Origin of the sequence: Nocardia sp. JCM 34519.1 (assembly GCF_020361265.1) — a bacterium.
In the GTDB taxonomy this organism is placed as follows: domain Bacteria; phylum Actinomycetota; class Actinomycetes; order Mycobacteriales; family Mycobacteriaceae; genus Nocardia; species Nocardia arthritidis_A.
In genome coordinates, this window is the sequence record NZ_JAIRBR010000001.1 from 1038885 (window position 1) to 1063983 (window position 25099).

Annotated in this window: 27 protein-coding genes; 8 read left to right on the plus strand and 19 right to left on the minus strand. The window is 63.2% G+C overall.

All coding sequences use genetic code 11. The features are described 5' to 3' along the window. Positions 1-149: 149 nt before the first annotated feature. Positions 150-986: a glycosyltransferase family 2 protein gene (locus LGY53_RS05015; RefSeq protein ID WP_225725423.1), complete on the plus strand. Its 837-nt coding sequence runs from the start codon at positions 150-152 to the stop codon at positions 984-986. Here LGY53_RS05015 and LGY53_RS05020 read toward each other — a convergent pair. Continuing rightward, positions 970-1254: a hypothetical protein gene (locus LGY53_RS05020; protein WP_225725424.1), complete on the minus strand. Its 285-nt coding sequence runs from the start codon at positions 1252-1254 to the stop codon at positions 970-972. The genes LGY53_RS05015 and LGY53_RS05020 overlap by 17 nt on opposite strands. A gap of 91 nt (positions 1255-1345) precedes the next feature. On the opposite strand from LGY53_RS05020, the gene LGY53_RS05025 reads away from it, so the two are divergent. Both LGY53_RS05025 and LGY53_RS05030 read left to right on the plus strand, forming a co-directional pair. Further along, entirely contained in the window at positions 1346-2230 is an 885-nt protein-coding gene (locus LGY53_RS05025) for a LysR family transcriptional regulator (RefSeq protein WP_225725425.1), read from the plus strand. 153 nt (positions 2231-2383) lie between these two features. After that, the gene (locus LGY53_RS05030) at positions 2384-3232 is read left to right on the plus strand and encodes an alkaline phosphatase family protein (protein WP_225725426.1); all 849 of its coding nucleotides are present in this window, start codon (positions 2384-2386) and stop codon (positions 3230-3232) included. Between the two features lie 17 nt (positions 3233-3249). Here the strand turns inward: LGY53_RS05030 and LGY53_RS05035 are convergent, their stop codons facing one another. Beyond that, positions 3250-3912, minus strand: coding sequence for a polysaccharide deacetylase family protein (locus LGY53_RS05035; protein ID WP_225725427.1), 663 nt, complete (start codon positions 3910-3912; stop codon positions 3250-3252). A gap of 105 nt (positions 3913-4017) precedes the next feature. Here LGY53_RS05035 and LGY53_RS05040 point away from each other — a divergent pair, with 105 nt between their 5' ends. The 3 genes from LGY53_RS05040 to LGY53_RS05050 all read left to right on the plus strand — a co-directional run bounded on the left by LGY53_RS05040 (position 4018) and on the right by LGY53_RS05050 (position 6716). Next, positions 4018-4794, plus strand: coding sequence for a TetR/AcrR family transcriptional regulator (locus tag LGY53_RS05040; RefSeq protein ID WP_225725428.1), 777 nt, complete (start codon positions 4018-4020; stop codon positions 4792-4794). Positions 4795-4889: 95 nt separating this feature from the next. Continuing rightward, positions 4890-5819, plus strand: coding sequence for an alpha/beta fold hydrolase (locus tag LGY53_RS05045; RefSeq protein ID WP_225725429.1), 930 nt, complete (start codon positions 4890-4892; stop codon positions 5817-5819). A gap of 9 nt (positions 5820-5828) precedes the next feature. Next, complete coding sequence (locus LGY53_RS05050) at positions 5829-6716, plus strand: oxaloacetate decarboxylase (protein WP_225725430.1); 888 nt, start codon at positions 5829-5831, stop codon at positions 6714-6716. Between the two features lie 592 nt (positions 6717-7308). Here LGY53_RS05050 and LGY53_RS05055 read toward each other — a convergent pair. From LGY53_RS05055 to LGY53_RS05080, 6 genes are all read right to left on the minus strand, one after another. Continuing rightward, complete coding sequence (locus LGY53_RS05055) at positions 7309-8499, minus strand: serine hydrolase (RefSeq protein WP_225725431.1); 1191 nt, start codon at positions 8497-8499, stop codon at positions 7309-7311. A gap of 64 nt (positions 8500-8563) precedes the next feature. Continuing rightward, the gene (locus tag LGY53_RS05060) at positions 8564-9391 is read right to left on the minus strand and encodes a hypothetical protein (RefSeq protein WP_225725432.1); all 828 of its coding nucleotides are present in this window, start codon (positions 9389-9391) and stop codon (positions 8564-8566) included. A 122-nt stretch (positions 9392-9513) separates the two neighbouring features. Continuing rightward, positions 9514-9975 carry a hypothetical protein gene (locus tag LGY53_RS05065; protein ID WP_225725433.1) on the minus strand — a complete coding sequence of 154 codons (462 nt, stop codon included), beginning with the start codon at positions 9973-9975 and terminating at the stop codon, positions 9514-9516. A gap of 82 nt (positions 9976-10057) precedes the next feature. Next, complete coding sequence (locus LGY53_RS05070) at positions 10058-10447, minus strand: hypothetical protein (protein ID WP_225725434.1); 390 nt, start codon at positions 10445-10447, stop codon at positions 10058-10060. Beyond that, positions 10444-11112 carry a helix-turn-helix transcriptional regulator gene (locus LGY53_RS05075; RefSeq protein ID WP_225725435.1) on the minus strand — a complete coding sequence of 223 codons (669 nt, stop codon included), beginning with the start codon at positions 11110-11112 and terminating at the stop codon, positions 10444-10446. The genes LGY53_RS05070 and LGY53_RS05075 overlap by 4 nt, the downstream gene beginning before the upstream one ends. A 359-nt stretch (positions 11113-11471) precedes the next feature. Then, positions 11472-12077 (minus strand): hypothetical protein, encoded by a 606-nt coding sequence (locus LGY53_RS05080; RefSeq protein WP_225725436.1) that lies wholly within the window; start codon positions 12075-12077, stop codon positions 11472-11474. A 41-nt stretch (positions 12078-12118) separates the two neighbouring features. On the opposite strand from LGY53_RS05080, the gene LGY53_RS05085 reads away from it, so the two are divergent. Together LGY53_RS05085 and LGY53_RS05090 are read left to right on the plus strand one after the other, a co-directional pair. Further along, the gene (locus LGY53_RS05085) at positions 12119-12259 is read left to right on the plus strand and encodes a hypothetical protein (protein WP_225725437.1); all 141 of its coding nucleotides are present in this window, start codon (positions 12119-12121) and stop codon (positions 12257-12259) included. Between the two features lie 227 nt (positions 12260-12486). Next, positions 12487-14886 carry a hypothetical protein gene (locus tag LGY53_RS05090; protein WP_225725438.1) on the plus strand — a complete coding sequence of 800 codons (2400 nt, stop codon included), beginning with the start codon at positions 12487-12489 and terminating at the stop codon, positions 14884-14886. Positions 14887-14921: 35 nt separating this feature from the next. On the opposite strand, the gene LGY53_RS05095 is transcribed toward LGY53_RS05090, so the two are convergent. From LGY53_RS05095 to LGY53_RS05145, 11 genes are all read right to left on the minus strand, one after another. Next, a complete protein-coding gene (locus tag LGY53_RS05095) occupies positions 14922-15311 on the minus strand; it encodes a hypothetical protein (RefSeq protein WP_225725439.1) in 390 nt (129 codons plus the stop codon). An 18-nt stretch (positions 15312-15329) separates the two neighbouring features. Beyond that, positions 15330-16430 carry a hypothetical protein gene (locus LGY53_RS05100; protein ID WP_225725440.1) on the minus strand — a complete coding sequence of 367 codons (1101 nt, stop codon included), beginning with the start codon at positions 16428-16430 and terminating at the stop codon, positions 15330-15332. Positions 16431-16474: 44 nt separating this feature from the next. Further along, entirely contained in the window at positions 16475-16831 is a 357-nt protein-coding gene (locus LGY53_RS05105; protein WP_225725441.1) for a hypothetical protein, read from the minus strand. A 46-nt stretch (positions 16832-16877) separates the two neighbouring features. Next, the gene (locus LGY53_RS05110; RefSeq protein ID WP_225725442.1) at positions 16878-17213 is read right to left on the minus strand and encodes a hypothetical protein; all 336 of its coding nucleotides are present in this window, start codon (positions 17211-17213) and stop codon (positions 16878-16880) included. Positions 17214-17377: 164 nt separating this feature from the next. After that, the gene (locus LGY53_RS05115) at positions 17378-17767 is read right to left on the minus strand and encodes a hypothetical protein (RefSeq protein ID WP_225725443.1); all 390 of its coding nucleotides are present in this window, start codon (positions 17765-17767) and stop codon (positions 17378-17380) included. Beyond that, positions 17767-18063, minus strand: coding sequence for a hypothetical protein (locus LGY53_RS05120; protein ID WP_225725444.1), 297 nt, complete (start codon positions 18061-18063; stop codon positions 17767-17769). The genes LGY53_RS05115 and LGY53_RS05120 overlap by 1 nt, the downstream gene beginning before the upstream one ends. 304 nt (positions 18064-18367) lie before the next feature. Further along, entirely contained in the window at positions 18368-19246 is an 879-nt protein-coding gene (locus LGY53_RS05125) for a glycoside hydrolase family 25 protein (RefSeq protein ID WP_225725445.1), read from the minus strand. Between the two features lie 175 nt (positions 19247-19421). Then, positions 19422-20168 carry a hypothetical protein gene (locus LGY53_RS05130; RefSeq protein WP_225725446.1) on the minus strand — a complete coding sequence of 249 codons (747 nt, stop codon included), beginning with the start codon at positions 20166-20168 and terminating at the stop codon, positions 19422-19424. Between the two features lie 73 nt (positions 20169-20241). After that, entirely contained in the window at positions 20242-20979 is a 738-nt protein-coding gene (locus LGY53_RS05135; protein WP_225725447.1) for a hypothetical protein, read from the minus strand. A gap of 371 nt (positions 20980-21350) precedes the next feature. Continuing rightward, entirely contained in the window at positions 21351-21818 is a 468-nt protein-coding gene (locus LGY53_RS05140; protein ID WP_225725448.1) for a DUF6301 family protein, read from the minus strand. Positions 21819-21907: 89 nt separating this feature from the next. After that, positions 21908-25078, minus strand: coding sequence for a hypothetical protein (locus tag LGY53_RS05145; RefSeq protein ID WP_225725449.1), 3171 nt, complete (start codon positions 25076-25078; stop codon positions 21908-21910). Between the last annotated feature and the right edge of the window lie 21 nt (positions 25079-25099).

Consider the following 25099-nt stretch of genomic DNA (forward strand, 5'->3'; position numbering starts at 1 on the left):
CCACAACATATTCGAACGGGCACCCCGAGCACTGGGGACACTTTTCCCGGTGCCACGGCATCTTCCGGCTCCCTCGTGGACCGGGCCCGCCCATAGCCTTTCGCGGACCCCGTCGCGGTGGCGGGCCCGTGCGAGGAGTTTTGACGAAAATGCTGCTATCCGTTGTCATTCCGGTGCTGAACGAGGAGGACTGCATCGCCGCGACCCTGGACCGGCTCACCGCGCAGGACACCATCGACGAGATCGTCGTCGTCGACAACGGCAGCACCGACGCGACACCGCGAATCGTGCGCGAGTACGCGCTGACCCACCCGCGGGTGGTGCTGGTGGATGAGCCGAGGCGCGGTGTCGCGCGGGCTCGCAACACCGGATTCGACCGCGCGAGCGGCGATTTCATCGGCCGGACCGATGCCGACACCCACGTCGCGCCCGACTGGGGCGAGGTCATCGTGCGACATCTGACCGCGCACCCGGACACCGCCGCGCTGACCGGCATCACCACCTATTACGACTCGCCGATCGGCTTTCTGTTGAAATTCGGTCTCTGGCTTCAGAATCGGCGCGGCAAGCTGGGTGGTCCCGTCGGCAATATGCACGGACCCAATATGGCCATCCGCCGTACCGCCTGGCTGGAGATCCGCGAGCAGACCGTCGATCGCCCGGATGTCATCGATGATCTGGACCTGGCGCTGTGCCTGTCGAAGCGCGGGCTGCGCATAGAACAGTTGACGGATATGCGCGCCGAGACCTCCGCGCGCCGCCGCCGGACCAGTCCCCGCCGCTGGTGGCAGTTCCAGCTGTCGGGTCTGCGCACCATCGCCGGCCAGGGTTACCGGGTGATCCCGTATCACCGAGTGTTCGTCGTGGCCGCCTGGCTCGGCCACACCGCGCAGTGGCCGATCTATCGATTCTGGGATTTCGACAGCCGTCGCTTCACCCTCCTCCCGGCGAAGGAACGGCTGTTCCCGCTCAGCGCCGCGAATTGACTTCGGGCCGCGCGGCTTTCGCCCCTGCGGTACGGTGCAGCCAGCCTCCTACGCGCCGATGCACGGCCGGTGTGACCAGGTAGGTCATGATCGGCACGACGACCAGCACCACCAGCAGGGTCCGCGCGGGAACTATCCAATCCGGCACGATCATGCCGACGAGCATCGAGACGAGGGTGACCACCGGATACAGCCCGGCGAAGCCGACCAGAGCCAGCTTCCATTTCACCGGAGCAGTCGAAACAGGCTGCGTCACAACATCTTCCATTTCACGAACAACTCCTTGCACCAGATCGAATCTAGTGGCCGCGCCGGATGCCGAGAAAGATCGAAATCCACGGATTGAGTAAGCTGGCGTTATGAATCTGGAGCTGCGTCACCTGCGCTACGTGGTCACCGTGGCCGACGCGCTCAATTTCACCCGCGCCGCACAGCAGCTGCACATGTCCCAGCCCGCGCTCTCGGCCCGCATCAAATCGATCGAGCGCCATCTAGGCGTCGCGCTCTTCCGCCGCACCACCCGCTCGGTCGAGCCGACCGAGGCGGGCGCCGAATTCGCCGACCGGGCCAGGGAAATCCTGCGGCTGCTCGACGAGGCCGAACGCGAATGCCGGAATTCGGTGAACGGCACCGTACTTCGCGTCGGCTACTACGGTGCGGCGGCCCGCGAATCGACCACCGCCGTCATCGAGCGCTTCCGGGCCGAACATCCCCGAGTCGAGGTCGAACTCGTCCGGTACGGCTGGGAGGATCCCACCGCCGGGCTGCGCGCCAACGAGGTGCAATTGGCCTTCGTACGGCCGCCTTTCGATACGAAGGGCCTGCGCCTGCTGACCCTCGGTGTCGAACCGCGCATCGCCGGACTGCCGGCAAACCATCCGCTGGCTACCAGAACAACCGTCGACGTCACCGAATTACTAAGCGACCCAATCGTTTACCGCATCACACCGGATCGGGTCTGGGCCGACTTCTGGTATGGCGCCGAGGCACGCGTGCACGCCCCGCCGCCGCGGCGCATCGAGGTCCGCAATCTCGACGACGAGCTGCAGGCGGTGGCCGCGGGTCGCGCCATCACGCTGACCACCGCGACCGCCGCGACCTACTTTCCGCGCCCCGGCGTCACCTATGTCGCGCTCACCGGCCTGCCGCCCAGCAGTATGGCGCTGGCCTGGCGCGCCGATGAGACGGATCCGCTCTGCCACGCATTCATCGACGCCGCACGCGCATACGTGGCCGCCGGATAACGTCATCGATTATTCGGAAATCGGGGATCGGAAAAGCACACAGGGGAATCCCCAGTTGAACTCGCGCCATTCACGGGCCTATGTTGGCCGAAATTATCCGGTCCGGCCGACTTCGCGAGGATTACCATGATATCGATACCCGGAATTTACCGAATGTTTTCCGCCGTCGCCGGAGCCGCGGCGCTGACCGCCGCCGCGGTGGCCTTGCCCGCACCGGCCGCCGCCGCGACCATCCCCAAGTTCGATCACATTGTGCTGGTGATGTTCGAGAACACCGGCTACGACAACATCATCGGCAGTCCGGACGCACCGTACTTCAACCAGCTCGCCGATAACGGTGCGCTGTTCACCGACGCACACGCGCTCACCCATCCCAGCCAGCCGAACTACATCGCGCTGTTCTCCGGGGACACCCAGGGCGTCACCGATGACGGCTGCCCATACGACTTCACCGGCGTCGACAATCTGGGCAACCAGCTGAACGGTCACGGATACCGATTCGTCGGCTATTCCGAGGATATGCCGAGCGCCGGATACACCGGATGCAGCGCAAGCGACGGACAGTACCGCCGCAAGCACAACGGCTGGGTCGATTTCGACAATGTACCCAAGGAATCCAATCAGCCCTACTCGGCCTTTCCCACCGATTTCACCCAATTACCGACGGTGTCATTCGTGACACCGAATATGTGCAACGATATTCACGACTGCCCGGTATCCACCGGCGATTCCTGGTTGAAGGACAAGTTGTCCGGCTACGCCGACTGGGCCAAGGCCAACAACAGCCTGCTGATCATCACCTTCGACGAGGACGAGGGCACCGACGTCAATCGCATCCCGACGATTTTCTACGGCGCCACCGTGAACACCGGCCAATACGGCGAGCATATCGATCACTACTCCGTCCTGCGCACCATCGAAGATGCCTACGGCCTGACACCGGTCGGCAATGCGGCGGGCGCCACCCCGATCACCGACGTGTGGAATACCTCCGCCCGGTGAATGCGATCCCGCGCCCCTCAGTCGGGGATGTAGTCCCGCAGGGGCGCGGGGCGCAACCCGGCCGCATCGACGGCCGCCAGCGCCCTGGTCAGATCGGCGAGCACGGTGTCGTTGAAATGCAGCAGCACGATGTCGCCCGGCCGCAGCACCGGTGTCGGCGGGGTCGCGCCGCCCCAGGTGGTGAAGTCATAGGTCCAGGTCGCGAGGGCCTTGGCGCCGCAGGCCGCGGCAACCGTCCGAGTGGTGTCGTTATACGCGCCGAACGGCGGCCGGACCAGCCGCGGCTCCTGCCCGAATTCCGCCAATGTCCTTTCCCGCGCCCCGCACAGCTGTGTCCGCTGGCCCGCCGCGTCCAGCGCCGTCAGATCCGGATGGTCGATGGTGTGGTTCTCCACCCGCGACGGCCCGCCATCGACCAGCGCGTGAAAGTATCCGGCATCGTAGGAATAGGCGCCGGGCAACAGGAATAACGATGCGGGAATATGCCTGTCCAACAACAACTTTTGCGCGGCCGCATCGTGATTCCAGCCGTCGTCGAGCGTGATGAATACGACCGGATCCGCCGTCGCGACATGTGCGACGACGGGTACCGGGGTGGGCCAATCAGCGGACCACGCGGGTGGGCCGAATCCGATGAGCAGCAACACGATAGCGGAGAACAGTAGCGAAGCTTTCGGCATTCCCGCATGATCGACTTGCATAGGGGTTGAAATCAACTGGCGGGCAATACGTTTCAACTGGGGATCGGCGCGCCGCAATATATCCGTCGAATCGGCGGCGTCGAATTGACAGATAGTCGGCCGACCGCGATAGGGTCGCACCGTCCCGATCCGCCCGGCGAATTTCGGAGGTGCGATATATCCGGCAAGGTCGGCTCACCCGGATGGTGGCAGCAGCGGCTGGCGGCCGACGCCGCACCGCGGCTGACCCGGCAGCAGATCGTCGCCACGGCCGTCGAGGTGTTGGACGCCGAGGGCCTGGCCGGATTCAGCATGCGGCGGGTCGCGACCGCGCTGACCGGCCGCCCGGCCATCTCGTCGCTGTACCGGCACGTCGGCTCGCAGCAGGAATTGCTGCTCGAGGTCTTCGATTCGGTGCTCGGCGAACTCTTCGACGGGCATCCGGAAACGGCGCCACCGAGTTTCCGGCGTGGTAGCTGGCAGCAGCGGGCGCGCGCAATGGCGACGGCGCTGCGCGATGTCCTGCTGCGCCATCCCGCCGTGGTACCGCTGGCGGTTCCCGGACAGCCGCTCGGGCCGAACGCGATGCGCGCGCGAGATATCGGGCTCACCATATTCACCGATGCCGGGCTCGCCCCGGAGTCCGCGGCGCTGGCCTATATGAGCTTGTCCCACTTCATAATCGGTGCCACCTCGGTATATCTCGCCGCCGATGCCGACGACCGGTCGCGCGCCGAACTGGCCGAGCTCTACCGCTCGCTGCCCGCGACGAAATATCCGGCCGTGGTCCGCCACGCCGACGCGCTCGCCGGGGCGACCAGCGAGGCCGAGTTCGAATTCGGATTGCGCACCTTGCTCGCGGGTATCGCCGCACAGCTCTGACCGACGTTCCGGATTTCGATTGCCAGCGGCTTGCCCTTATGCGATCATCGATCACATGACGCGATCACTGATCGCACCTCGTGAGGAGTGGATCGATGCCGGAAACACTGCCTGATGACGACCTGCTGCCGCACTTCACCCGGCGCATCGTGACAACTGGCGATGTGGCGATCAACCTGGCCACCGCCGGTACCGGACCGGCCGTCCTGATGCTGCACGGATATCCGCAAACCCACGTGATGTGGCATCGGATCGCCCCGCGGCTGGCCGAGAAATATACGGTGGTGCTCACCGATATGCGCGGGCAGGGCGACAGCGCGAAACCACCTGGCGGCCCGACCCATCGCGAATACGCCAAACGGACCCTCGCCCGCGACAACTACCTGGTCATGACCGAACTCGGCTTCGAAAGGTTCGCCGTCGTCGGCCACGATCGCGGCGCTCGGGTCGCACATCGCATGGCCTTGGACTACGCGGACAGCGTCGCGGCCTTGGCGGTGCTCGATGTGCTACCCAACCGGTATACGTTGCGGCACATCGACTATCTGGTCGCGCAGAAGTACTTCCACTGGTTCTTCCTCGGCGTCGAGGATCCGCTGCCCGAGCGGCTGATCGCCGCCATGCCCGAGCAATGGGTCCGCAGCGCAATGACTTTCGCGGCAGGACCGGACTCGCGGGGCCTCGAGGAGGCGGCGATTCGCGAATACGTCCGCTGCTTCGCCGATCCGGCCGCGATCCATGCCGGTTGCGAGGACTTCCGGGCCGGCAGCCGCGCCGACCTCATGGACGACGACGCCGATCACGCACTCGGCAAACGCGTGACCTGTCCGGTGCTCGCGCTCTGGGGCCGGGACGGCTACGGCGGTTTCTACGGTGACGCGGTACTCGACGCCTGGCGCGAGTACGCGACCGACGTGCGCGGCCGCGTACTGCCCTGCGGTCATTGGGTTCCTGAACAGGCCGCACCCGAGGTCATTGCCGAGTTGACCGATTTTCTCGACGAACCGATGTCCGCACACACCTAGGAGATCGAGATGACGGACAAGAAATCCCGTATGCGCAAACAGTTCCGGCAATTGCTCGCCGAACAGAACGGCCCCATCCTGGTCCCCGGCGCCTACGATCCGGTGAGCGCGCTGCTGATCGCCGAAACCGGCTTTCCCGCAGTATATTTCGGCAGCTACGCGGCATCGGCCACGCTGCTCGGCCAGCCCGATGTCGGCGTCGTCACCATGCCGGAGATCGTCGGGATGACCAAGGCCATCGCCGATGTCGTCGATATTCCGGTGCTCGCCGACGCCGAGGACGGCTGGTCCAACGCCGCCAACATCTGGCGCGTGGTGCGCGCCTTCGAGGATGCGGGCGCGGTGGCGATCCACATCGAAGATCACATACTCGGCAAGCACACCGGAACACTCGGCCGGGACGAACATGCCCGCGTCACACCGCAAATCGCGTCGCGCGAAACGCTCGTCGGCAAGATCCGGGCGGCGGTCGCCGCCCGCACCGACCCCGGCTTCGTCATCATCGGCCGAACCGACCTCGGCTGGGCGGGCGGCACCGCCGACGAAATCCTCGACCGGCTCAACGCGTGCTTCGCCGCGGGCGCCGACCTCGTTTTCCCCGCGGGTATCGATCTGGAGATGCTGCGCGAGATCCGATCGAAACTTCAAGGGCCGGTGATGATTACCGAACACCGCGGCCAAACCCGCTCGGACGAGCAAGCATTGGGAGTCGACATCTCCATCCACACCTCGCTCACCCTGACCACCGCCTTCACCGCAGTCAAGACGGCACTCATCGAACTGCGCGACGGACCCGGCGGCCTGCCCTGGCCCGAATACCTGTCCCGCTATATGGGATTCGAGCAGTTCCTACCGTATGCGGCGTACGAACAGCGAGTGGCCCGATACGTCCGCTGATCAGCCCCCGATCATGCTCCGCCGCCACCGCGACTCCCTCCAACTCTCGACCTCGATCAACTCGGCAAACCGCACCATCAGCTTGAAATGTCATGCGTCCTCACCCAAATCAAGATCAGGTGCATCGCCGGGACTGCACCGCCCTTCGCGCCCGTCCGAATTTTTTTCCGACCCGGATTCGGCGTCTACGGGTCGCGGCGAGTGTTCAACGCATAGTCAACAGGACTCGAAGTCATAACCACGATATCGTCGCCGAATACCTTGTACCGCAATGATTCCTGCGGCCGATGACGTCGAGCGAACACTCCTAACGGAAGACAGCGGTTACCTGTTGACTTGATCGGCCTTCGGCTCGACACCCGACCGCCGACAGAATCGACAAGGGCTGCCTGCTCGTCGCACTGCCGTATTCGCTATCTGGGCAACGATATTCGCTGCGGCTGCATCGTCATCATGATGCAGGCCGGTCTGCCTGTTTGGAAGTCGCGAACCCAACGATCGCCGTAGCGGTCTGGCGGACCGGGCGCGAAGGGGAGGCGCCCGGCCGCACTGTCCTGACGGGTAACCCGTCAGGTTTTCAAATAGTACGCTTTCACAACGGTTTTCGGGTTTCGATGATCCCGCGCAGCGCCGTGAGCCAAGGCGACCAGCGCGGGTCGGGGCCGACACTGTCGTCCCCGGTCATATTGGTGCAGCTATAGGCGACCGCGACGCCCGATTCCGGGTGGGCGAAAGCGAGCCGCCCCCCGGTGCCCAGGTGTCCGAACGATCCGTCGCCGAGCATCGGGCTGACGGGCCGGGTCAGCTCATAGCCGCAGGCGAAGCGATGGGTCACCGGCAGTACGTTCAGGGGTGCGGGATGGCTCAGCCCGTCGGTCTGCGGTTGCCGCGCCCGGTCCACGGTGTCGGGCGACAGCAGTCGGACCCCGTCGACCTCGCCGATCGTCGCCGCGTACATCCGGGCAAGGGAGCGCGCATTGCCAATTGCGTTGCCGGCCGGTACTTCTGCCGCGTGGCCCGCACGGGTGTTCAGCAGTTCGATCCCGGCGTCCCTGGTGGCAACGGTGCCCAGCGTCGCGCGAACCAGACGCGCCGTGACATCGATCCCCATCCCGGCCAGCGCCGCCTCCACTTCCGCCGCCCCGGGCCACCGGTCGCGGTGGAACTGCGGGACCACCCGATCCTCCTCGGACTCCGGCAGACCGATCCATAAGCTCAGCCCGAGCGGTTCGGCGATTTCGGCGGCCAGGAAGTCGCCGACGCCCTTGCCGCTGACCCGCCGGATCAGCTCGCCGGCCAGGTAACCCCAGGTGATGGAGTGGTAGTAGATCGCGGTTCCCGGCTGCCACAGCGGAACCATCGGCTCCAACGCGGCCACGCACGCCGACCAATCCGTCAACTCTTGAACGCCGATACCCGCCTCTGGATCGAAACTCGACAGGCCCGCCCGATGCGACAGCAGCTGGGCAACGGTGATGTCGGACTTACCCCCGGCCGCGAATTCCGGCCAATACTCCCGCACAGGGGCGCCGATATCGAGTTGCCCCCGTTCGACCAGCATGTGCACGCAGGTCGCGGTAACGCCTTTCGACACCGACATCTGCACCGCCAGCGAATCCCCATCCCATATCTTCCCGGATATCGGATCTTGTCCGGTCCATAGATCGACAACAACCTCGCCGCCGCTGTACACGCAAAGTTGCGCGGCCCCCTCATCGCCGTTCTGTGCGAGCGCGAACGCATCACGCACCGACTCGAAGCCGTCTTCGACAAATCCTTCCACCGCCGCCTCCTGGACGAGATCCGCACGAAACCTGTTCGCCGCCAACAGTATTCGATCTACGAGGTCACCGCGACAGCGCCACTCGGTGTCGATGGTCGGCCAATTCGATCTGGAGCCGGTACGCGGCCTGCGCCGAGCGCGCGGCGTTCCAGCACGCCCGCCGGGTCGGCCGGAATTCGTACGTCTGGTCGAGTACGACTTCCGGGCTGGACTTCCGCGCCTCCATCCAGGTACGGCCATGACGCCGCAACAACACATAGCGACGCAGCCGATCCCGCAGGGTGTACCACGCGTAGGTCGCGGCCGAGAACCCCGCGGCCGCCAGCGACGCGAGTCCCAGCGAATTCTCGATGGGTTCGGAATGCCGGAAGAAGAAAGAATCCGTATTCGTATATTTCAACGCCAGATTCGCCACGTTGAAGACGCAGTAGGCGAATCCGAGGAAGTACGCCGTCGCGACACCCGCGAGCGCCCGCGCGAACGGACCTCGGCGCACCCACGACAGTTCGCGGGCGGTATACGCGAAGCCGACGAGCGTGCTGATGGTGAGCGGAGCGATGAACGCGATCCAGAACGCCAGCACCTTGCCCGTCACCTCGAAATGGTTCTGCAGAAATGGCACCGCCTTATGAGCCATCGGCGAGCGAAGGTAGGTCGCGATCATCGCGGACATGATCACGACGGCCGCCGAAACCTGAACCTTCGCGGACAGATTCCGGCCGGTTATATACGAACTAAACGCAAGAACCGGTATGGCCGAAAGAGCCCCGAATGTCATCCCGGCCAATGTCATCAGGTTCGTGACGCCGGTCAATCTTTGCAGCGCCGGACTGAGCACATCATCGGTGATGTACGGGACTCGGCATAGTTTCGCCAAACCCAGGGTGAGCAAGATCTGAGTGAACGGGTTCCGGATCCCCGTCGACCGACCCGGCCCCGCTCGGCCGCCGGACCGGATGCGTTCGGCAGCCAGTACGAGCAGAAAGATGGGTATGAGTGCCGAAATCGCAACTTTCACATCGCCCATCCGAAGGTAGCGGCGGCCCGTTCCAGCATCAGACGTCGCCGAGGCGTGAGGTTCTTGTCGGGAAACAAAGGGCGACTGAGGGATTCGGCGGCTTCCATCAGCAAGGTGGCGAACCATTCCGCCTGGCGTTCCAACGGTAGGTCGAAATTGGAACGCAGACACGCCTGCTGCGCCAAGAGCCGGGCCACCACCGCCGTCGGGATCGCCGGTGCGGTGCGGGTGAAATATTCGAGCCGTTCCTCGGCCGAAACCTCGTGCCCGAGCACGATATGCCCGAGCTCATGTGCGATGATGCCGTCCCGTTCGACCGTGGTCACCCCGGCCCGATGCCGGATGATGTCCTTCTCGGGCAACGGGATCCAGATACCGGAGAAGTCGATGCTCTCGTATTCGCCGAGCCCTTCGACGATTTCGACGGGCCGGTCACGCTGAAGGCTCAGTTCCTCCACGAAGCGTTGAATCGACCACGGACGGCGCAAGGTGAAGCTCGCGATAGCCCGCTCCGCGACAAGGCGATCCTGATCTACATCATCACTGGCCGAGGGACTCAAGGTAGTTCGTCAACTCCTGTAATGCGTCGTCACCCAGATGGTCCGCGCTCGGCCGCAAGGCGACGAAGGGAATTCGCTTGTCCCGCTGCGCGATCAGCAGGCTCAGCTGACGGTATGGACTGTGGTACTCGTCGGGGTCGTCGGAAAGGAAGTTCCCCGGCATATCGAAGTAGCGAGCCAACGCCGCGAGCAGGTGCTCGTCCGGCCGGTGCGCACCCGGCCGCCGCAGCGCGTCGATATCCGCTTCCGATACCGAAAGTGCTTGCGCCACAGTCGCCGTGGCAACCTCGACGCCATTGCTGTCGATGACCGTCGCGAACAGCATGTTCACCCGATCTTCCAATGGCACAACGCGGTTGCTCCGGCTCACCGGCCTTCTCCCTCGGTCAGGCTGATCCGGTCCAGCTTAGACCGCCACCGCCTGGTGAAGGTCGCTTCCAGAGCAGGATCCAGATCCGTTGCGGCGCCGGCGAGCCACCGTCGATACTGCTGGTTCTCCCGCTCGATTCCGGTCGCGGTCGGCGGCGTCGCCAACAGCGCACCGATGAGGCGTTCGATGCTCTTGGGAAGTTCGTGGCCCGGCCCGCCTGCTCGTTCGAGCACCTCGGTCGCCTGCGCGGCGGCAAGCCTGCCAACGGCCATACCGAGCTCCTCCTTCACCGCCCGCGCCGACTCCTGAACCGCTGCAGGAAGATCCGATCGCTCGAAGAGTTGGAAACAGCGATCGGCCGCGGCGATTAGGGTGTCCACCAAATCGATGTCGACCTCCACCACACGGAAGCTCAGCGGGTCCTTCCCGCGGCCCACGAAGGGACGGCCATTCGACAGTTCGATAGAGTCGCCACCCCAAAGCACCCTCGCCGCACTGCCTTTCACCCACCCGAACGCAATATCGAGCTGCTTCAACGTGTTCGGACTCGGCGGCGCGGTACCAGGCACCGGATTCTCGACCCGAGCCATCGTCGAAACGGAAGGCCCCCCGGCGGCACGCACCTGCGACCGCGTCAGCCCGAGTTCCTCGCGCCGATCGGCCACGATCCGGCCGAAACGCTCCTGCAGATCCCGCGTCACCACGAGGCGAACCCTATGCAACCCATGCCCGCCGATCTCCCTCTCCGTCGTAGGCCCACCCAGATCCATCGGGTACTCACCCAATTATCATCACATGCCACAAAACATTCACGACCACAAAACCGAATGTCATGATACTTTCATGCATGCGTTATCCGGCGCATTGAGTAGCACAACGACGTTTTGCTCGTACCTCGGACAGCGGCGAAAGTGAACAGCTCACCGGCCACCCGCGAGAATGCCGACTGGAGGGGAGACGACAATCAGCCCGGCCGGTGAGCGTTCCCCGAGCGGGTCGGAGTTCGGTCGGCCTTGGCAGCGTCTCAGCGTGTCCACCACTCGTAGGTGTCCGGAGCGGGTTCGACGAATTGCAACAGGCACCAATCGAAATGGGCCCGATAGACGCGGTTGTGCCCGGAGTCGGGGTCGATCGCTCTGAAGACCGCGATGTCTCCGGGCCCGCCCCAGCCATCGATCATGTGGGTCGGTCCCAGAGTCCCATCATGGATTTCGTTCCCCGTACACGACCACGGCGTCAGGTCAGCAATCGATTCCATCTTCGGCCGCGGACAATCGGGGTGCCGCAAAAGTTGCCTGAATAACGTCGGGTGATGCGACAGCTCCATCCACTCGATCCGCAGGCCGGGCCAGAACGGCAGATCCCGTCCCGCATACCGAATCTCGCGGTCGCCGTGCCGTTCAACCCGATCCGAATCCGGTGCACCCCAAGCCGTGACGTACTCACCGATGGAGCTGAATTTGTTGGTGGCGTCGGAGCCCCACCACCGTATCTCGGCCATCCTGGTCTCAGTACGAGTTGCACCGATCCGCTCGAGCAGATCCGCACCCGGGGAAGGGACCCGCGTAGACATCGCGTGAAGCATCGACAACTGGAAGTCATACAGCGTTGTCACAGATTCGCCGGTCATCGTCCCTCCCCGTCAGCACAATCGGAATCGAAGCTACCAGCGTGGCCGAAACACGGACTGCGCCCAGACGGGAGATCGTCCCACCTCCCGCATCCCCAACCCGGCCCCTCGACGAGATCTATGTCGCGATCTTCATCGACGCCATCGTGGTCAAGGCCAGGGGTCTGGCGCAGACTTCGTGATGGTCAGTTCTGTTGTAGCAGTGTGCGTTTGCGGAGTAGGTCGAGGTTGGCTCGACCGAACATTTGGCGTTTCAAAATTTTAATAGTTACATGGAATCTGACTGGTAACCACGCCATCCCTTGCGTCTATAACCACTGCCACTACCGCCGATGCGGCCCAAGGCATTACGGTCCACACCTGCCACGCCGTCGGCATCGACGCCCTCACCCGAGCTCAGCTCTACGTCATGCTCAGCCGCGGCAGCCTCGCCAACTACCTGTATCAAGCCACCGCACTGCGCGGGGATGAGCAGTCCGTCGTCACCGACCGCGCGATTCATCCCGACACCATCGTCGACCACTGGCATCACATTCTCTCCAACGAGGGAGACGACAAGTCCGCCACCACTTTTCGCCGAGACCTCGCAGACCCGGTAAACCGGATCGGCGCCGCCGCCGATGCCTACCACGATGCAATCGGCCGCGCCGCCGAACACCTTGCAGGCCCAAAAGTTCTCGCTGCCATCGACGCCGGCGCCGACCAGATCTGCATCGAACTCACTCGAGCTCCGGCGTGGCCCACCCTCCGACGACACCTGGCAATCCTGTACATAGACGGCATCGACCCTTTGGCCGCGCTGCAGGCGGCCACCAACCAGCGTGAACTCGACACCGCCAAAGACCCTGCCGCCGTGCTGGATTGGCGCCTGGATCCAACCGGACACCACCATGCCCACGGAGATCGACCTCTCCCCTGGCTGCCCGCATTACCCGACCCGCTCGCCGAGCATCCCAGATGGGGCCGATACCTCACCTGCCTGCACCATCTCATCGCCGACCTGGCCAGCCAGATCCGCACCAGCATCGCCAGCACCCCACCTACCGCGCATTGGACGAACTCCATTGCCGCCGACCGCGACCTCCTGACCGACCTCGCCGTCTGGCGTTCCGCTCGACGAATACCCGATACCGACGAACGTGTCACGGGCCCAAAAGAATTCGCCGTTGCACCGCGCCGTTACCAGCAGGAACTCCGCAACCGGGTGACCACGGTGTTGGGCAAGCTCACCGAACCGGTCAACCAATGGGCACCGCTGGCTCGCCGGATCGAGCCGCGCCTCCTCGACGATCCCTACTGGCCGATCCTCGCCAATCACCTACGCGATGCCGAAGTGCTCGGCACCGCGGTGGAGGAATTACTCCTCGCTACCGCAGCCGAGAAGCCATTGCCGTCACAGGAACCTGCGGCGGCCCTGTGGTGGCGGATCGCACCTGAATTCCCCGAAACCGGAGACCCTTCAAGCGAATTCACTCCACCGCCACTCGGTCCGCAGGACCCATCGGGACCAGTCGACCCACCCGAATCCGTCGGAGCTCCAGCGCCACCTCGCTCTCACGCTGACACCCAGTCAGCCACACGGCCAACCAGCACTGCCACACCGACGTCCCGGGCGCGGGCCACCCCGACGCACCGGTACTCCGAAAGAGGACAGGAAGGATCCGCTATGAGCACGAAAGGTTCATGGGACAAGATCACCGAAGCCCTAAACCACATCTCCGGACCAGGCAAGACCAGCGGCGACTGGGTTCGATACCTGTGCCCAGTCCATGAAGCCGACGGCCGACACCACAACCCGTCGCTCGGCATCACTTACAACCAAAACAAACAGAAGACCGTCATCCGCTGCTTCGCCGGCTGCTCCGACGAGGCCGTACTGGAACGACTCAACCTCCACGTCCGAGATCTATTCGACCGCCCACCTGACCACGAAAACCACAACCGGACAAGGACTTCGTACGGTCCAGCTCTGCAAACATCATTGATCGGCAGGGCTCTCCTTTCGGCAGGGCTGCCGCTCACCAAGCACAAAACGAACCTCGGCCGTGCGACGGGCCCCTCCCTACCCGTAGCGACCTACGTCTACGAGTGGCCGGATGGACGCCCAGAAGGCAAGGTCACACGTGTCCACACCCCACACAAACATGGTCGCGACAAGAGTTTCTGGCAAGAGCACTGGACCGAAACAGGCTGGCAGAAGGGCGGTTTCGCACACATACCATTTCGGCTACCCGAAGTCACCCAAGCTCTGCGCGACGGCGAGGACATTTATATCTGCGAAGGTGAGAAAGATGTTCTGATCGCCAAGCGCGCCGGCCTCATCGCCACCACCAATGCTGGAGGCGCACTCAACTGGCGACCCGACCATGCTGAATGGCTCTGCGGCGCTCACCGCGTCTGGATTGTCGCAGACCGAGACGCACCCGGCTACCGCCACGCTGCCGAAGTCGCTGAGACTCTGCGAGGATTTGTGGATGAGATCCGCATCGTCCAGGCCCGCGACGGAAAGGACCTGACCGACCACTTCAATGTGGGTCATTATGTTGACGAACTCGAACCGGTGCCGCTTCTCGATGAGCACTACGGCGGCAAGGCCGCGCCCAACGACGCCGATGGTTCCGGGAGACGCGATCCTGAAAGAAGCGCACCAATGCCTCGGCTTCCACTCCCGTCGCCTGCGGCTCTAATTCACGCTACTGAACGGTGGGAGGGTTTAGTGTGCTCCGCTCATGATCCTCAGACCCCAACTGACACCACCGATCACTTCAATGCTCTGGGCCTGTCGGCTGAAGCGGGCCATGAGCTCTGATTTCGATAGGCAGGTTCTCCATCCTGCGAGGTAGTTCAGCTGATGAATATCGAGATCATCAGCCCGGCCTTGAGGGTTTGCCCTGTACCGTTCTGATGCATCAAGACATCGAGTAGGTCGCCGGGTTGCAGGATCGGTTGCACACCAACAGGAATCGGCACGGCCATTTCGGACGAGAGAGTTGTGCCGACGCCGAGGACGAGCGTTCCGAGGGTGGAGACGACCACGCCTTTTTGCAGTTGTCGGACGCTGATGGTGACGTTGTTGGTTGCCGAGCCAGTGACCGTCGGATAGCCCGCGGGCGCGACGATTTGGAGGTCGGTGACGGTGTCGCCGCTGTAGAAGGCCTGCGAGTACACACCCGCCACAACCACCGCGTCCGGATCCGCCGCAGCCTGGGCAGGCAGCGTGACTGTGTAGATCATGGAGTCCTCGATTGGGAATTAGGTGATTTGCAGTGCGCTGGAGCTGCCGCCGGTGATGGTCGCCGGCCACGTTGCGGCGTTGCCCGAGGTGTCTTGAACCTCAACGGTGAACGTGTCACCTGCCGAGACCCGTACTACCGCACTGGCCTGCACCGGGCTGTTCGCAGAACTGGCGCTGGTGGCGATCGGCGTTCCGTTTTGCTTGATCCGCACAGCCAGGCTGTTCGAAGCAAAAGCGGCTCCTGGGTACCACGCGATGCTGACTCCGACCGTGGCGTTGGTCTTGGTGCCCTGTGCCACAAGCGCATCCGACGACACAGTCGAGCCGGGGAAGTGCGCGGTATCGGCAGTCCAACCCTTGATCTGTGTCCAGCTGTTGGTAGTCGGTCCGGTACGGTCGCCATTTTTGATCATTCCCGACGGCGCGAACAAATTGCCCACCAGAGTGCCGGTGCCGCCGAATGCGGCGTAAACGCCGGTCGTGGCTGACAACGTGCCCAAGCCACAGGCCGCTGCATTGGCGGTGGGCCATGGTCCGGTCTGGGGAGCCAGCAAGCCCGTGCCACCGAAGGTTGCCGGCAGGGAAGATCTCACGGCATTCACCGCCACAGCGAGCGTGGTAGTGCAGATGTAGGCCGCGTCGGCGACGGCCGCGGTCGCGGTGGCGGTGAACTGCGCGGGGACGGCGCGAATAGCACCGGCACCGAATACGAGCGCATAGCCGATCGTGCCCGTGCCGCCGAATGCGGCCGATGTCGGCTGTTGAACTGTTGTGGCGGCGGCCAACGCACCGGTTGCGTTGCCTTGCACGGACACAGAGCTGGTACTCGTGTACGCGGCGGCCAATGCGCCGATGCCACCGAAGTTCGCGCGGATGAATGGGGGAATGACGGGCACCGTGGTTCCGTCGATGACGACAAGGGGAGCCGTGGGTGCGGGCTGGGTGATCGTCGGCGCGCTCGGTGCCGCGACGATGTTGGTGGGCGGCACGGGCAGTATTGCCACGATCGCCGCAGATGCAGAGCTCAACTGTGTCTCCGAGTGTGATTCATGCAAATCCGGTCCGGCCGGATCCGGCGAAGCCGGAAGCCGCACGGCACCAGCCGCCTCGTCGAACACGGGATATGACCGGTGCCGCGGCTCCGTCCTGGTGCCTGCGTCGATCAGCTGATGGTGATGCTCGGGGTGACCAAAAGCGTGCTCGTCGTTGAGACCTGGGTGGTGGCGATCTGCACGCGGTCGATCATGTTGCCGCCGGTGGCGGCTGTCCACAGACCGGCGTAGGTCCAGGTGCCGGCAGGCACCGACATGGTCACCTGCTGGCCTGTTGCCGTACCGTTGGCCGCCGGATTCCATTTGACCGGTTGACGGGAGTAGCCGCCACCGGTGGCCTCAGTGGTCGGTGTGCCGGTCGGACCCGGGTCGGCACTGTGAATCGAGAGGAACAGCCCTGCACTACCGTTGTACTGGGTGTACTGGTTGGCCAGATAGTTCTGGGTGCCGGGGACGATGATGGACATGGATCGCTCCTTTTGTGGATATGAGTGAACTGATTTCGACGGTCTGCTAGGTCCGGATGACGCTGCCCTCGTACCACGCGTAACTGGTCGGTTGCGGGGTCTGATAGGTGACCAGCATCGTGTAACGCGAGTTCACCGGGATCGCATCGCATGTGGTGTTGGGGACGTTCCAGCTGGCCTGGGTCGAGGTCACCGTCGCGGGCCACGACCCGAGAGGTGTTCCGCTCGGCGAGGTGAGATTGATGGAAACTGTTGTGCCCGAAGGGAATGTCGCCCCGCCGGACGGCTGGATGGTCTGTACGAAGCTGGCGCCGGTGGTCAGCTTCAGCGGTTCGATGGTCGGCTGATACCCGAGGAATCCCGGGTCCATGGGTGCTGTCATGTGGTTCCTTCGGTCATTTCACCTGCTCGATAAGGCCAGCAGCACGGTGAGTCGCTGCCGTCCCAGTGATATCGACGCCCAGGTAGGTCTGGCCGCCGACGGTTATGAACGCCGCGGACACCCGGAGTGCCCTGCTAGAACCAGGGCCGACGGGCCGGTGGTGGTTAGCCGGCGTTGTGTTGTACTTCGTCCATCAATTCGCGTGACATGTGCAGATCCGGAATGCGGCCCGCGCGCGCAGCCTCGATCACGCCCCGCAGCACTCCCAACGCTTCCCGGAACAGCCCGGTGACGCGGTCCAATTCGCGGATCGACGCCTCCTGCGCCGCCTCCACCGCATCGAGACGGATGGTGACGTCGTGCAACTCGGACGACACCCGCGACAGCGTTGTCAGTGCCATCTCGTTGATGTCCTTCGCCGCCGCCACCTCATAGCGCATGTTCTCAGCGGGCTGGATCTTGCGTGCCCGCATCCAAGCGAACATCGCCGAAATACCGGTGCCACCGAGGAACAGCGCCGCAGTGAGCGCCGTGTGGATATCGATGAATTCCATCAGGCCACCTCTGAGCCCGACACACCTGCGAGCTCAACGGCTTTCGCTTCGAGTGCGGGCTCGTTTCGGATGATCCACACGTTGACGGTGCGTAGCGTTTCCATGACCGTCAACAATGCCGCGCCCACGGCAGCGACATCGGGCGGAGCCAACTGTAATAACGCTACCGACACCGCGAGGATGTTGATCACGCCCCCAAGTAACGACACCACAGCTTTCGCATTGCGAGCCACAAACGCGCTCGCAGCATTCTGCCTTTGGATGCCGGCGCTCCCCTGCACATCAGTCGGCGCCATGAAAATCTCCTCGAAGATAACGTCATACGGCGGGCACAGCGCCATGACTGGGTGAAAGGACGGCTGGTATGAAGGAGTGGTTGCGGCCGGAATACGTTCAGCGGCAACCTATTTCTCGAATACGTCAATCGTAACAACATGCACGCGACATCCCGGTTGAAACGACCAACAGTCGGAAATGCGCTGCGGAAAGAAGAAAGAATTCGAAACCTGCGATCCCTTTACGGATACAACATAGGTCGACAGCCTGCGGCAATACCGGCCGTCATCATCTGGATGCGAGCAGAGTTGATGCGATGGGTTGCTACGCCGCCGGTTTCGACCGATCGGCTGCCGCGTCATGTGACACGGCGGTATCCGTCCGCGCTGCGACAGCGGCGACTTCGTCTCGCAGGCTGGCCACGGCATCGACGAGGGTCACGTTCTGGCCCTGGGCGTTCTTACCCAGCTGTGGCCAGCCCTGTCCGTCGGGGCCGCGCAGCTGCTCCCAGATCTCCTGAACCTTCTGAAGCAGGTCCACCTGCTGCGCATCGGTCAGCGCCATGAGAACTCCCTGAGTAGTGGATAATGTCAGGCCCAGCAAGGCCCTCAGCTGGTCGAATGTGCCCGTGAAGGCATTCGCGTCGACAAGATGACCTGCGACACGCGCCTGATCGGTGAACTGCAGAATGTCTACTGCCTTGCCGCCGAAACCATTCCAGAAACTGGTGCCATCGCCTGGATACAACGTCGACGCAGCTCCCGAGCCTGCGACGTAGCTGGACTGAATCAACCCCGGCACCCGTGACAGGTCCGGGCACCCGATTCGCTGCCAGTACCAGCGTGGAATGTAGGACAGGTTGATCGTTCGTCCGTGCGCGTTCACCGCGTCAACGAACGCCCAAAAGGTGTCGATACCACCAGAATTGGCTTCGAAATCAACCATCGTCGCCGCGTCGCCTACATGCGAGACGAAAAGCTCCGCCTGAGCATTGACATCACAATCTGCACGAAGGTAGTGATATCCCGCGACGAGCAGCCCGTTGGCGTGCGCCTCGTCACGATAACCAGGCCAGGTATAGTCGACGAACCCGTCACCCTCGGACACCTTACAGAAGACGAATCCGAAGCCCTCGCGGGCAACCTCGGCCAGATCGATGTCTGGGCCGTTATTGTTGGAGATGTCGATACCGAAGATCGTCACGCTGTACTCCGAATGGATTGCGCTTACGTGGAATTCACTGCAAATTTCGCGTCAGCGATATCAGAGGTAAGACGCTCGGTTCGAGAAAGCCTTTGCGGCACGATAATTCGCTGGCGCTGTCAAGCGTAGCAACGCACATATGTCAGCCCCGGCGAAGTAACCAACAGGGTCGATGTCAGCCGAGCTGCTCGCGCATCCACGCCGGGATCTCGTCGGCGGCGCGGGGGTAGTCGGCGAGCTCCTGACGAATGTCCTGTGCGGTCGGCGTGGGAACCCATTCCGGTACGGAGTCCCAGGAGAAGTTCACCTTGAATCGATCCGGGTCTGTGATGGCGATCTGCCCGCTCAACCACGCACCCGACACCTTGTCGTAGGTGACCCGCTTGTACTCGGTCAGCAACCCTCGCAACGTATCCGACAGCTGCACGTTGGCCACGGAATCATCGGAGCGCGCGACCTGCACACCACCACCGCCTTCATGGCCGACCAACGACACCCAGAGCAGCGCGGACTTCCACCCCGGCTCCAGGAGCGCAACCGCCTCGTCGACCATCGCCCTCTCGTACACCTCGGGTCCGATCGCCTTTGACGCCAACGACTCCCACCGAGCGGTAATGCCCTCGCCACCGAGGTTCGAGTTGACCATCGTCATCATCTCGAACACCATTGGGGTCGGTTCCGTATCGCTGAACAACACGATCTCAACACCCTTGGCCGCTGTCACACCGACGTTCTTCGCCATACGGTTCACCTCGCCCGAACGCACGGCACCGATGTAGGCGTTCAATTTCCGCCGAAAATCCTCATTCAGCACCGCATCCGCTCCCTGGCCGTACCTGCGGTCCTCAGTCATCGCCAACAGCAACCGGCCATCCGGACCCACTGCAAGCTGGTCGATCCGGTCGTGTTCACGCACGGTCATTTATCGAGCCTATCCAATCGTTTGCATGTGTCATGGGCGCCCGACGAGGGCGGAGGAACATTCCGGGTTGCGCCTAGCCACCGATACTCGCGCGAGCCTGGGCGTAGGCGGGAAAACGTTGTGCAACTGCGGCATCGAAAGCCGAAGCCGCTTCCAGAGAGTCGTCTCGATGAAACTCCGAACGACCCAGATACCAAGCCATCAAATCAACGGCATCAGCCACACGCCCCTCCAGCACGCACAACACCACAGTCGCCCGCACCACGACCGGGTCAGGATTGTCATCCCACTCGACCGTCGCCGGCTGCCGCGCCGTCACCAGCAACACATCCAACGACCCCCGCCGCGCGAACCACTCGGCCACACCACCACAAACATGACCCATGAAATACGCCAGAAACTCATCAATAAAGTCGCGATGAGTAACCTCGAAATCCGCCAACGGAGCCGGCGGATCATCAAACGCCCCAAAGCTTATGGTGTCGATCGTCTTGCTACGAGTCGGAGCAAGACCGATCAGGCCTCGCACGATCTCATCGATCTCGGCTGACACGAGCGACGCAGACCCACTCACCATCACACCGCCATCACGATGTCGCTCGACATGAACTTCAACTGCCGCAGCCGTTCTCGGCACACCACTGTCAGCGGCGTTGAACCAGAGCCTTGTCCACCACGGATCGGGTGTGTCCGGCTCGGTGGACGGATAGCCGTCGAGAGGCTCGGACAGCGCGTACCCCTCCGAGATCATGGCCTCGGTCACCCGAGCCAGAATCAATTGCGTCAACTGCGCTTGGAGCTTTGCTGTCAACTCTGTCCGCCCCTTCCAGAAGAAACGCCACAACCCTACCGTTCGTCGGCATCACCGTGCTGTCAACGGCGTTCACCTGTCCAGCCGCGGCCCGGCCGCAGCGCGGGCTTTAGCCGATGAGCGGAGTTTGCGAGCTGTTTGTGGACCGATCGCACTATCTGTCACCCGGCATCGACGACAGCACCGTGGCGACCCTGCCTCATATACGTGAGAAGAACTCAGGATGTGTCGGATTCGTGAAAATCTGCGTCAGGTTCGGTGAGAACGAACAGTCACGCATGGGCGGAGGGCGCCGAAGATTCACCGTGCTGCCGCAGGTGCGGGTGTCGTGTCAGCGGAACTGGCATACCCGACGGCCACGCGATCGGCCCTCATTCCTGATAGTCGATGCCGTAAAACCCGTCCGGCCTGACCAGACGCATATGAATCGCCTGCCAGGTCATGTGCAGCTCTATCGTCATGTTCGGTCGATCCCATGAAATCGTCGCTTTGCGGCCGGGCTCATATCGGCTGGGCTCTCCGAGGATGTTCGTGAGGGCAGCGCGCAATTGGTCGAATGCGCCGGTCAGCCAGTCACTTAGGCCCGGCATGTCGGGGTCGGCCACATCCGCGACGTAGGTCGAGATCAGGTTGGTCTTGCGTGGGTTGCCGTACACGCTCGATTTAGGTCGGCCGACTCTCAGATTGGTTCGGAGGGACCCGCCCCCCGAGCTGTACTGGTTGGTGATCTCCCAGCCTGCGGCGGTACAGAACTGCTGGAGCCCGTCGGTGCTCCAGTCCCACTCGGGTCCCGTTGCGATGCGCGCGATTTCGACCGCGCCTTCGATATCGACCTGCATGGATGAATGCTACTTTCGTCGTGAGTCGGCGGGGACAACAGCCGACACTGCCGCCGTCACCGTGCGATAGCGTGGGTGCGGATGACGTGTCAGCGGAACCTGGCCACATACCCGGCGGCCACACGATTTTCCCGCTCGGCCGCGCTGAGACCCCGCTGACGCGGAACCGCGATACGCATGACCAATTGCTGATTCACCTCGGGCTCGGGCGTCGGAGTGCGGGGTGTCGTCGGTGTCGGGAAAGGGTGCGTCCACACGGGTATGGCGGCAACACTGTTCAGGGTGCCTCGGATGAGGTCGATCAGTGACGGATGGGCTGGTTCCGGGGTGCCGATGCCGCCGACAGGGAGATCGGCGGCAATGGGTCCGGCCGCCGGGTGGGCCTGCGGGCCGCCCGATTCGGGCGGCTTAAGCGAGAACGAGTCGTCGGGTCCGGGGTCGAAGCGTGAGACGGTGATCTTGCCGCCCGGGTCGGTTCGCACCAACCGGTAGTCGATCGCGGCGCGGCCCTCCAGCAGGTCTTGCAGCACATGCGTGCCGTGTTCCTGGTCGTACTTCTCCAACTTCGCACGCGCGGCCGAGCCTTCTTTGAATTCGTCGCGAAGATACTCCGGCGTACCCTGCTGAACCTTGATCTGTTTGCCATCGATCGTGACCGTGCGCGCGCTCATCCCATCGCCGCCCTTGAGCTCGAGATCGACAACCTGCCTGCTGCCGTCCGACAGGGTTTTCACGCCGATCCGGTCCGCAGTCCCCGGTCCCGAACCCTCGTGGATGATGTCGATGTTCTCGTGCTTGGCGATAAAATCACCACCGATCTCCCCACGAAGCTCCGACAGCTTGCTGACGATACCTTTCGAGGCACTGAGCTGCTGTGCAAGACTCTCAAGTAGTTTCTGATCGTCATCGGAGAATCCCGCTCGGTCAAGCTCTTCTAGTGTTCCTGGGAGCTTCGTTCGTGAGAGATCGTCGATCGTAACCGATCTCAGCGTTCCATCTTCGTTCCGGATCTTCATCGGTTTATTCGCGTCACCGATGAGGTTCTTCAACTCCGACTGGGCCTTGTCGCGAATCTTCTTGTTCGCGTCTTGAGCCGCGTCCACTGAATGCAGTTTGCGAGCGGTCTCATCGGGTAGCACCCCTTCGAATGGCTGGGGGTCAACCGGGTTTCCGAACTTGGAGATGTCGGACGGCACCTTGGCCCAAGCCGGCATATCTCCATAACCATTGGGGCCATGCCACTGAATATTTCCCTTCGGCATGATGACGGGCTTGGTCCCATTCGGCAGATCGTGCCAGTTGCCGTCCGGATCCATAACGGACCAATTCCCGTTCTCGTCGACACGGTACCCGTTGGGGACACCATCGCCATCCCCCTCGCCCAATCCACCGCCGCGGGTTCGGGGTGGCGGTGGATCGGTGGGGCCGCGGCCGCCGGGACCGCGACCTCGACCGCCGTTGGGTGAGGCGCCGAGGTCACCACCGCGCGAGGCGCCTCCGGAGACCCTTGCATCGCCGCCAAGTCCCAAGCTGTCCTGCACGTTTCGAATTCCATCGCGGATGCTGTTGACGACGCCGGTCAAGGCCGGCACCCGGCCCTGGATTCCCTCGAGTTCGGCGTCAAGTTGCGCCATGTGGTCCGCGACGAAGCCGTCGACGGCTGCTTGCCCATCGATGCCAAGATCGTCTTTCAGCGCTTGTAGTAACGGGGACAGCGGGGTGGGATTGAGCCCCAACGTATTCGGTTGTGCACCTGGGCTGTTCGGTGCGAGTTGCGAATCGTACGTGTGCGGATCCGTTGTCCCGCTGGGCAAATCGCCGACGCCAAACCTGCCTGTATTTGCGCTCACACCCGGATGTGGCCCTCTATATCCCTGCGGCAGTAATCCTTGGCCTTGCTGCTCTGCGGCGTTGAGGCCGTTGCGTAGGGCTTGTTGCCGGGCAAGCGCTTCGTTTATTGCTCGCTGGCGCAGGGCTTCGGCTGTTTCCGTGCTTTCACCGGCTGCGCGGGCCTGACTGTAAACGGCATCACCGGCCTGGTGGGAGATGATGTAGTCCTGGACCGCCGTCTGACGGGCGGCGGCTGCTTCTTCGGCGGTGGCGCCCGTGGCGATGGCGTCGCGGTATGCCGTTCGGCCTGCCATGGTCACACCGACGCGCTCGAGCAGGGCTGCTGTATCCAATCCCAGCATTTCCGGCCCCGCGAACAACGAGGCGATGTCGAGAGCGGTCCATGCGAGATCCGAGGGGGTGGGCCAGGGCCGAAGTTCACTTTCCGGCGGGACAAAGGGGATCTGCCAGTCCGTGGGCGATGTTGTCGTGTCGTTCGGGTCCCTTCCGAAGGGATGCGGGACCAGGTTGTGCTCGATCGGCGCCCAGACGAGGTTGTTGAAGAGATCACCAAGGACTTTGCCGTCGTGTTTGATTCCGTCTTTGAGTCCGTCGAACAGAGGGTCGTACACCGACGGCGTCGGTGGGGGCACGACATAGCTGTTGGTGACGACTCCGCTGGAGTCGGTGGTGATGACGATCGGTTCGCCGTTGGCGTTCTTGGTGGTGGTGACCGTATCGAGGGGGCGGTTCCCGACATAGGTCGTGGTGGAAGTGGTTCCGTCCCAGTTGATGTGGGTTTTCTGGACGAGGTTGCCGACCTTGTCGGTAATAGTGCTGTCGGTGACACCGCCAGCGATGCGGGTACGAGTGATGTTGCCCTTGCCGTCGGTTACGACAACGTCCTGCCAGGGTTTCTCGGCCCCATCGAGACCGCCGTGCTGGGTGGTGACCCGGTGGACGCCGTCGCCGAGGGTCTCGGTGAGGGTCCGAGTACCGAATCCGTCATCGGTCCACGTTTTGCCGCCGCTCTCAACGGTGGTGGTCAACCCGTGGGTGGTGCGGTCGACCGCCTGAGTGACCGTCCACGGTTTGTCGATGCCCTCGCTGCCGCCGCCAGAGGTTTGTAGCTCAGTACCACTGCGGGTGAGCACGCTCTTGGTGGTGGTTCCGTTGTCGTTTGTCCATTGCCCGGTCGTGATCGGTTTGTTGGTGTAGTCGACTACCGGAGGTGGAGCGGCCCGGCCAGTGCCTGCGGGCGGAATGACCTCGGTCTTGGTGTAGGGCCTTTCCTTACCGTCGCTGCCGCCGCCCATGGTGACCACGAGCGTCGAACCGTCGGGTTGCGGTGTGGAAATGACCTTCTCCCCCGCGACATTCCAGCTGATCTTGGAATTCGGGTTGAGCGGATCGGTCGGCTGCGGAGACATAGAATTACTCGCTGTCTTGAA

What these genes read in the sequence shown, in the direction of transcription:
- LGY53_RS05020 (WP_225725424.1), bottom strand. Translation starts at nt 1,254, where the DNA reads ATGGAAGATGTTGTGACGCAGCCTGTTTCGACTGCTCCGGTGAAATGG.
- LGY53_RS05110 (WP_225725442.1), bottom strand. Translation starts at nt 17,213, where the DNA reads ATGACAGCACCCATGGACCCGGGATTCCTCGGGTATCAGCCGACCATC.
- LGY53_RS05130 (WP_225725446.1), bottom strand. Translation starts at nt 20,168, where the DNA reads ATGACCGTGCGTGAACACGACCGGATCGACCAGCTTGCAGTGGGTCCG.
- LGY53_RS05035 (WP_225725427.1), bottom strand. Translation starts at nt 3,912, where the DNA reads ATGCCGAAAGCTTCGCTACTGTTCTCCGCTATCGTGTTGCTGCTCATC.
- LGY53_RS05145 (WP_225725449.1), bottom strand. Translation starts at nt 25,078, where the DNA reads ATGTCTCCGCAGCCGACCGATCCGCTCAACCCGAATTCCAAGATCAGC.
- LGY53_RS05090 (WP_225725438.1), top strand. Translation starts at nt 12,487, where the DNA reads ATGCTCAGCCGCGGCAGCCTCGCCAACTACCTGTATCAAGCCACCGCA.
- LGY53_RS05030 (WP_225725426.1), top strand. Translation starts at nt 2,384, where the DNA reads ATGTTTTCCGCCGTCGCCGGAGCCGCGGCGCTGACCGCCGCCGCGGTG.
- LGY53_RS05140 (WP_225725448.1), bottom strand. Translation starts at nt 21,818, where the DNA reads ATGCAGGTCGATATCGAAGGCGCGGTCGAAATCGCGCGCATCGCAACG.
- LGY53_RS05105 (WP_225725441.1), bottom strand. Translation starts at nt 16,831, where the DNA reads ATGTCCATCATCGTCCCCGGCACCCAGAACTATCTGGCCAACCAGTAC.
- LGY53_RS05080 (WP_225725436.1), bottom strand. Translation starts at nt 12,077, where the DNA reads ATGACCGGCGAATCTGTGACAACGCTGTATGACTTCCAGTTGTCGATG.
- LGY53_RS05050 (WP_225725430.1), top strand. Translation starts at nt 5,829, where the DNA reads ATGACGGACAAGAAATCCCGTATGCGCAAACAGTTCCGGCAATTGCTC.
- LGY53_RS05045 (WP_225725429.1), top strand. Translation starts at nt 4,890, where the DNA reads ATGCCGGAAACACTGCCTGATGACGACCTGCTGCCGCACTTCACCCGG.
- LGY53_RS05120 (WP_225725444.1), bottom strand. Translation starts at nt 18,063, where the DNA reads ATGGCGCCGACTGATGTGCAGGGGAGCGCCGGCATCCAAAGGCAGAAT.
- LGY53_RS05095 (WP_225725439.1), bottom strand. Translation starts at nt 15,311, where the DNA reads ATGATCTACACAGTCACGCTGCCTGCCCAGGCTGCGGCGGATCCGGAC.
- LGY53_RS05115 (WP_225725443.1), bottom strand. Translation starts at nt 17,767, where the DNA reads ATGGAATTCATCGATATCCACACGGCGCTCACTGCGGCGCTGTTCCTC.
- LGY53_RS05015 (WP_225725423.1), top strand. Translation starts at nt 150, where the DNA reads ATGCTGCTATCCGTTGTCATTCCGGTGCTGAACGAGGAGGACTGCATC.
- LGY53_RS05025 (WP_225725425.1), top strand. Translation starts at nt 1,346, where the DNA reads ATGAATCTGGAGCTGCGTCACCTGCGCTACGTGGTCACCGTGGCCGAC.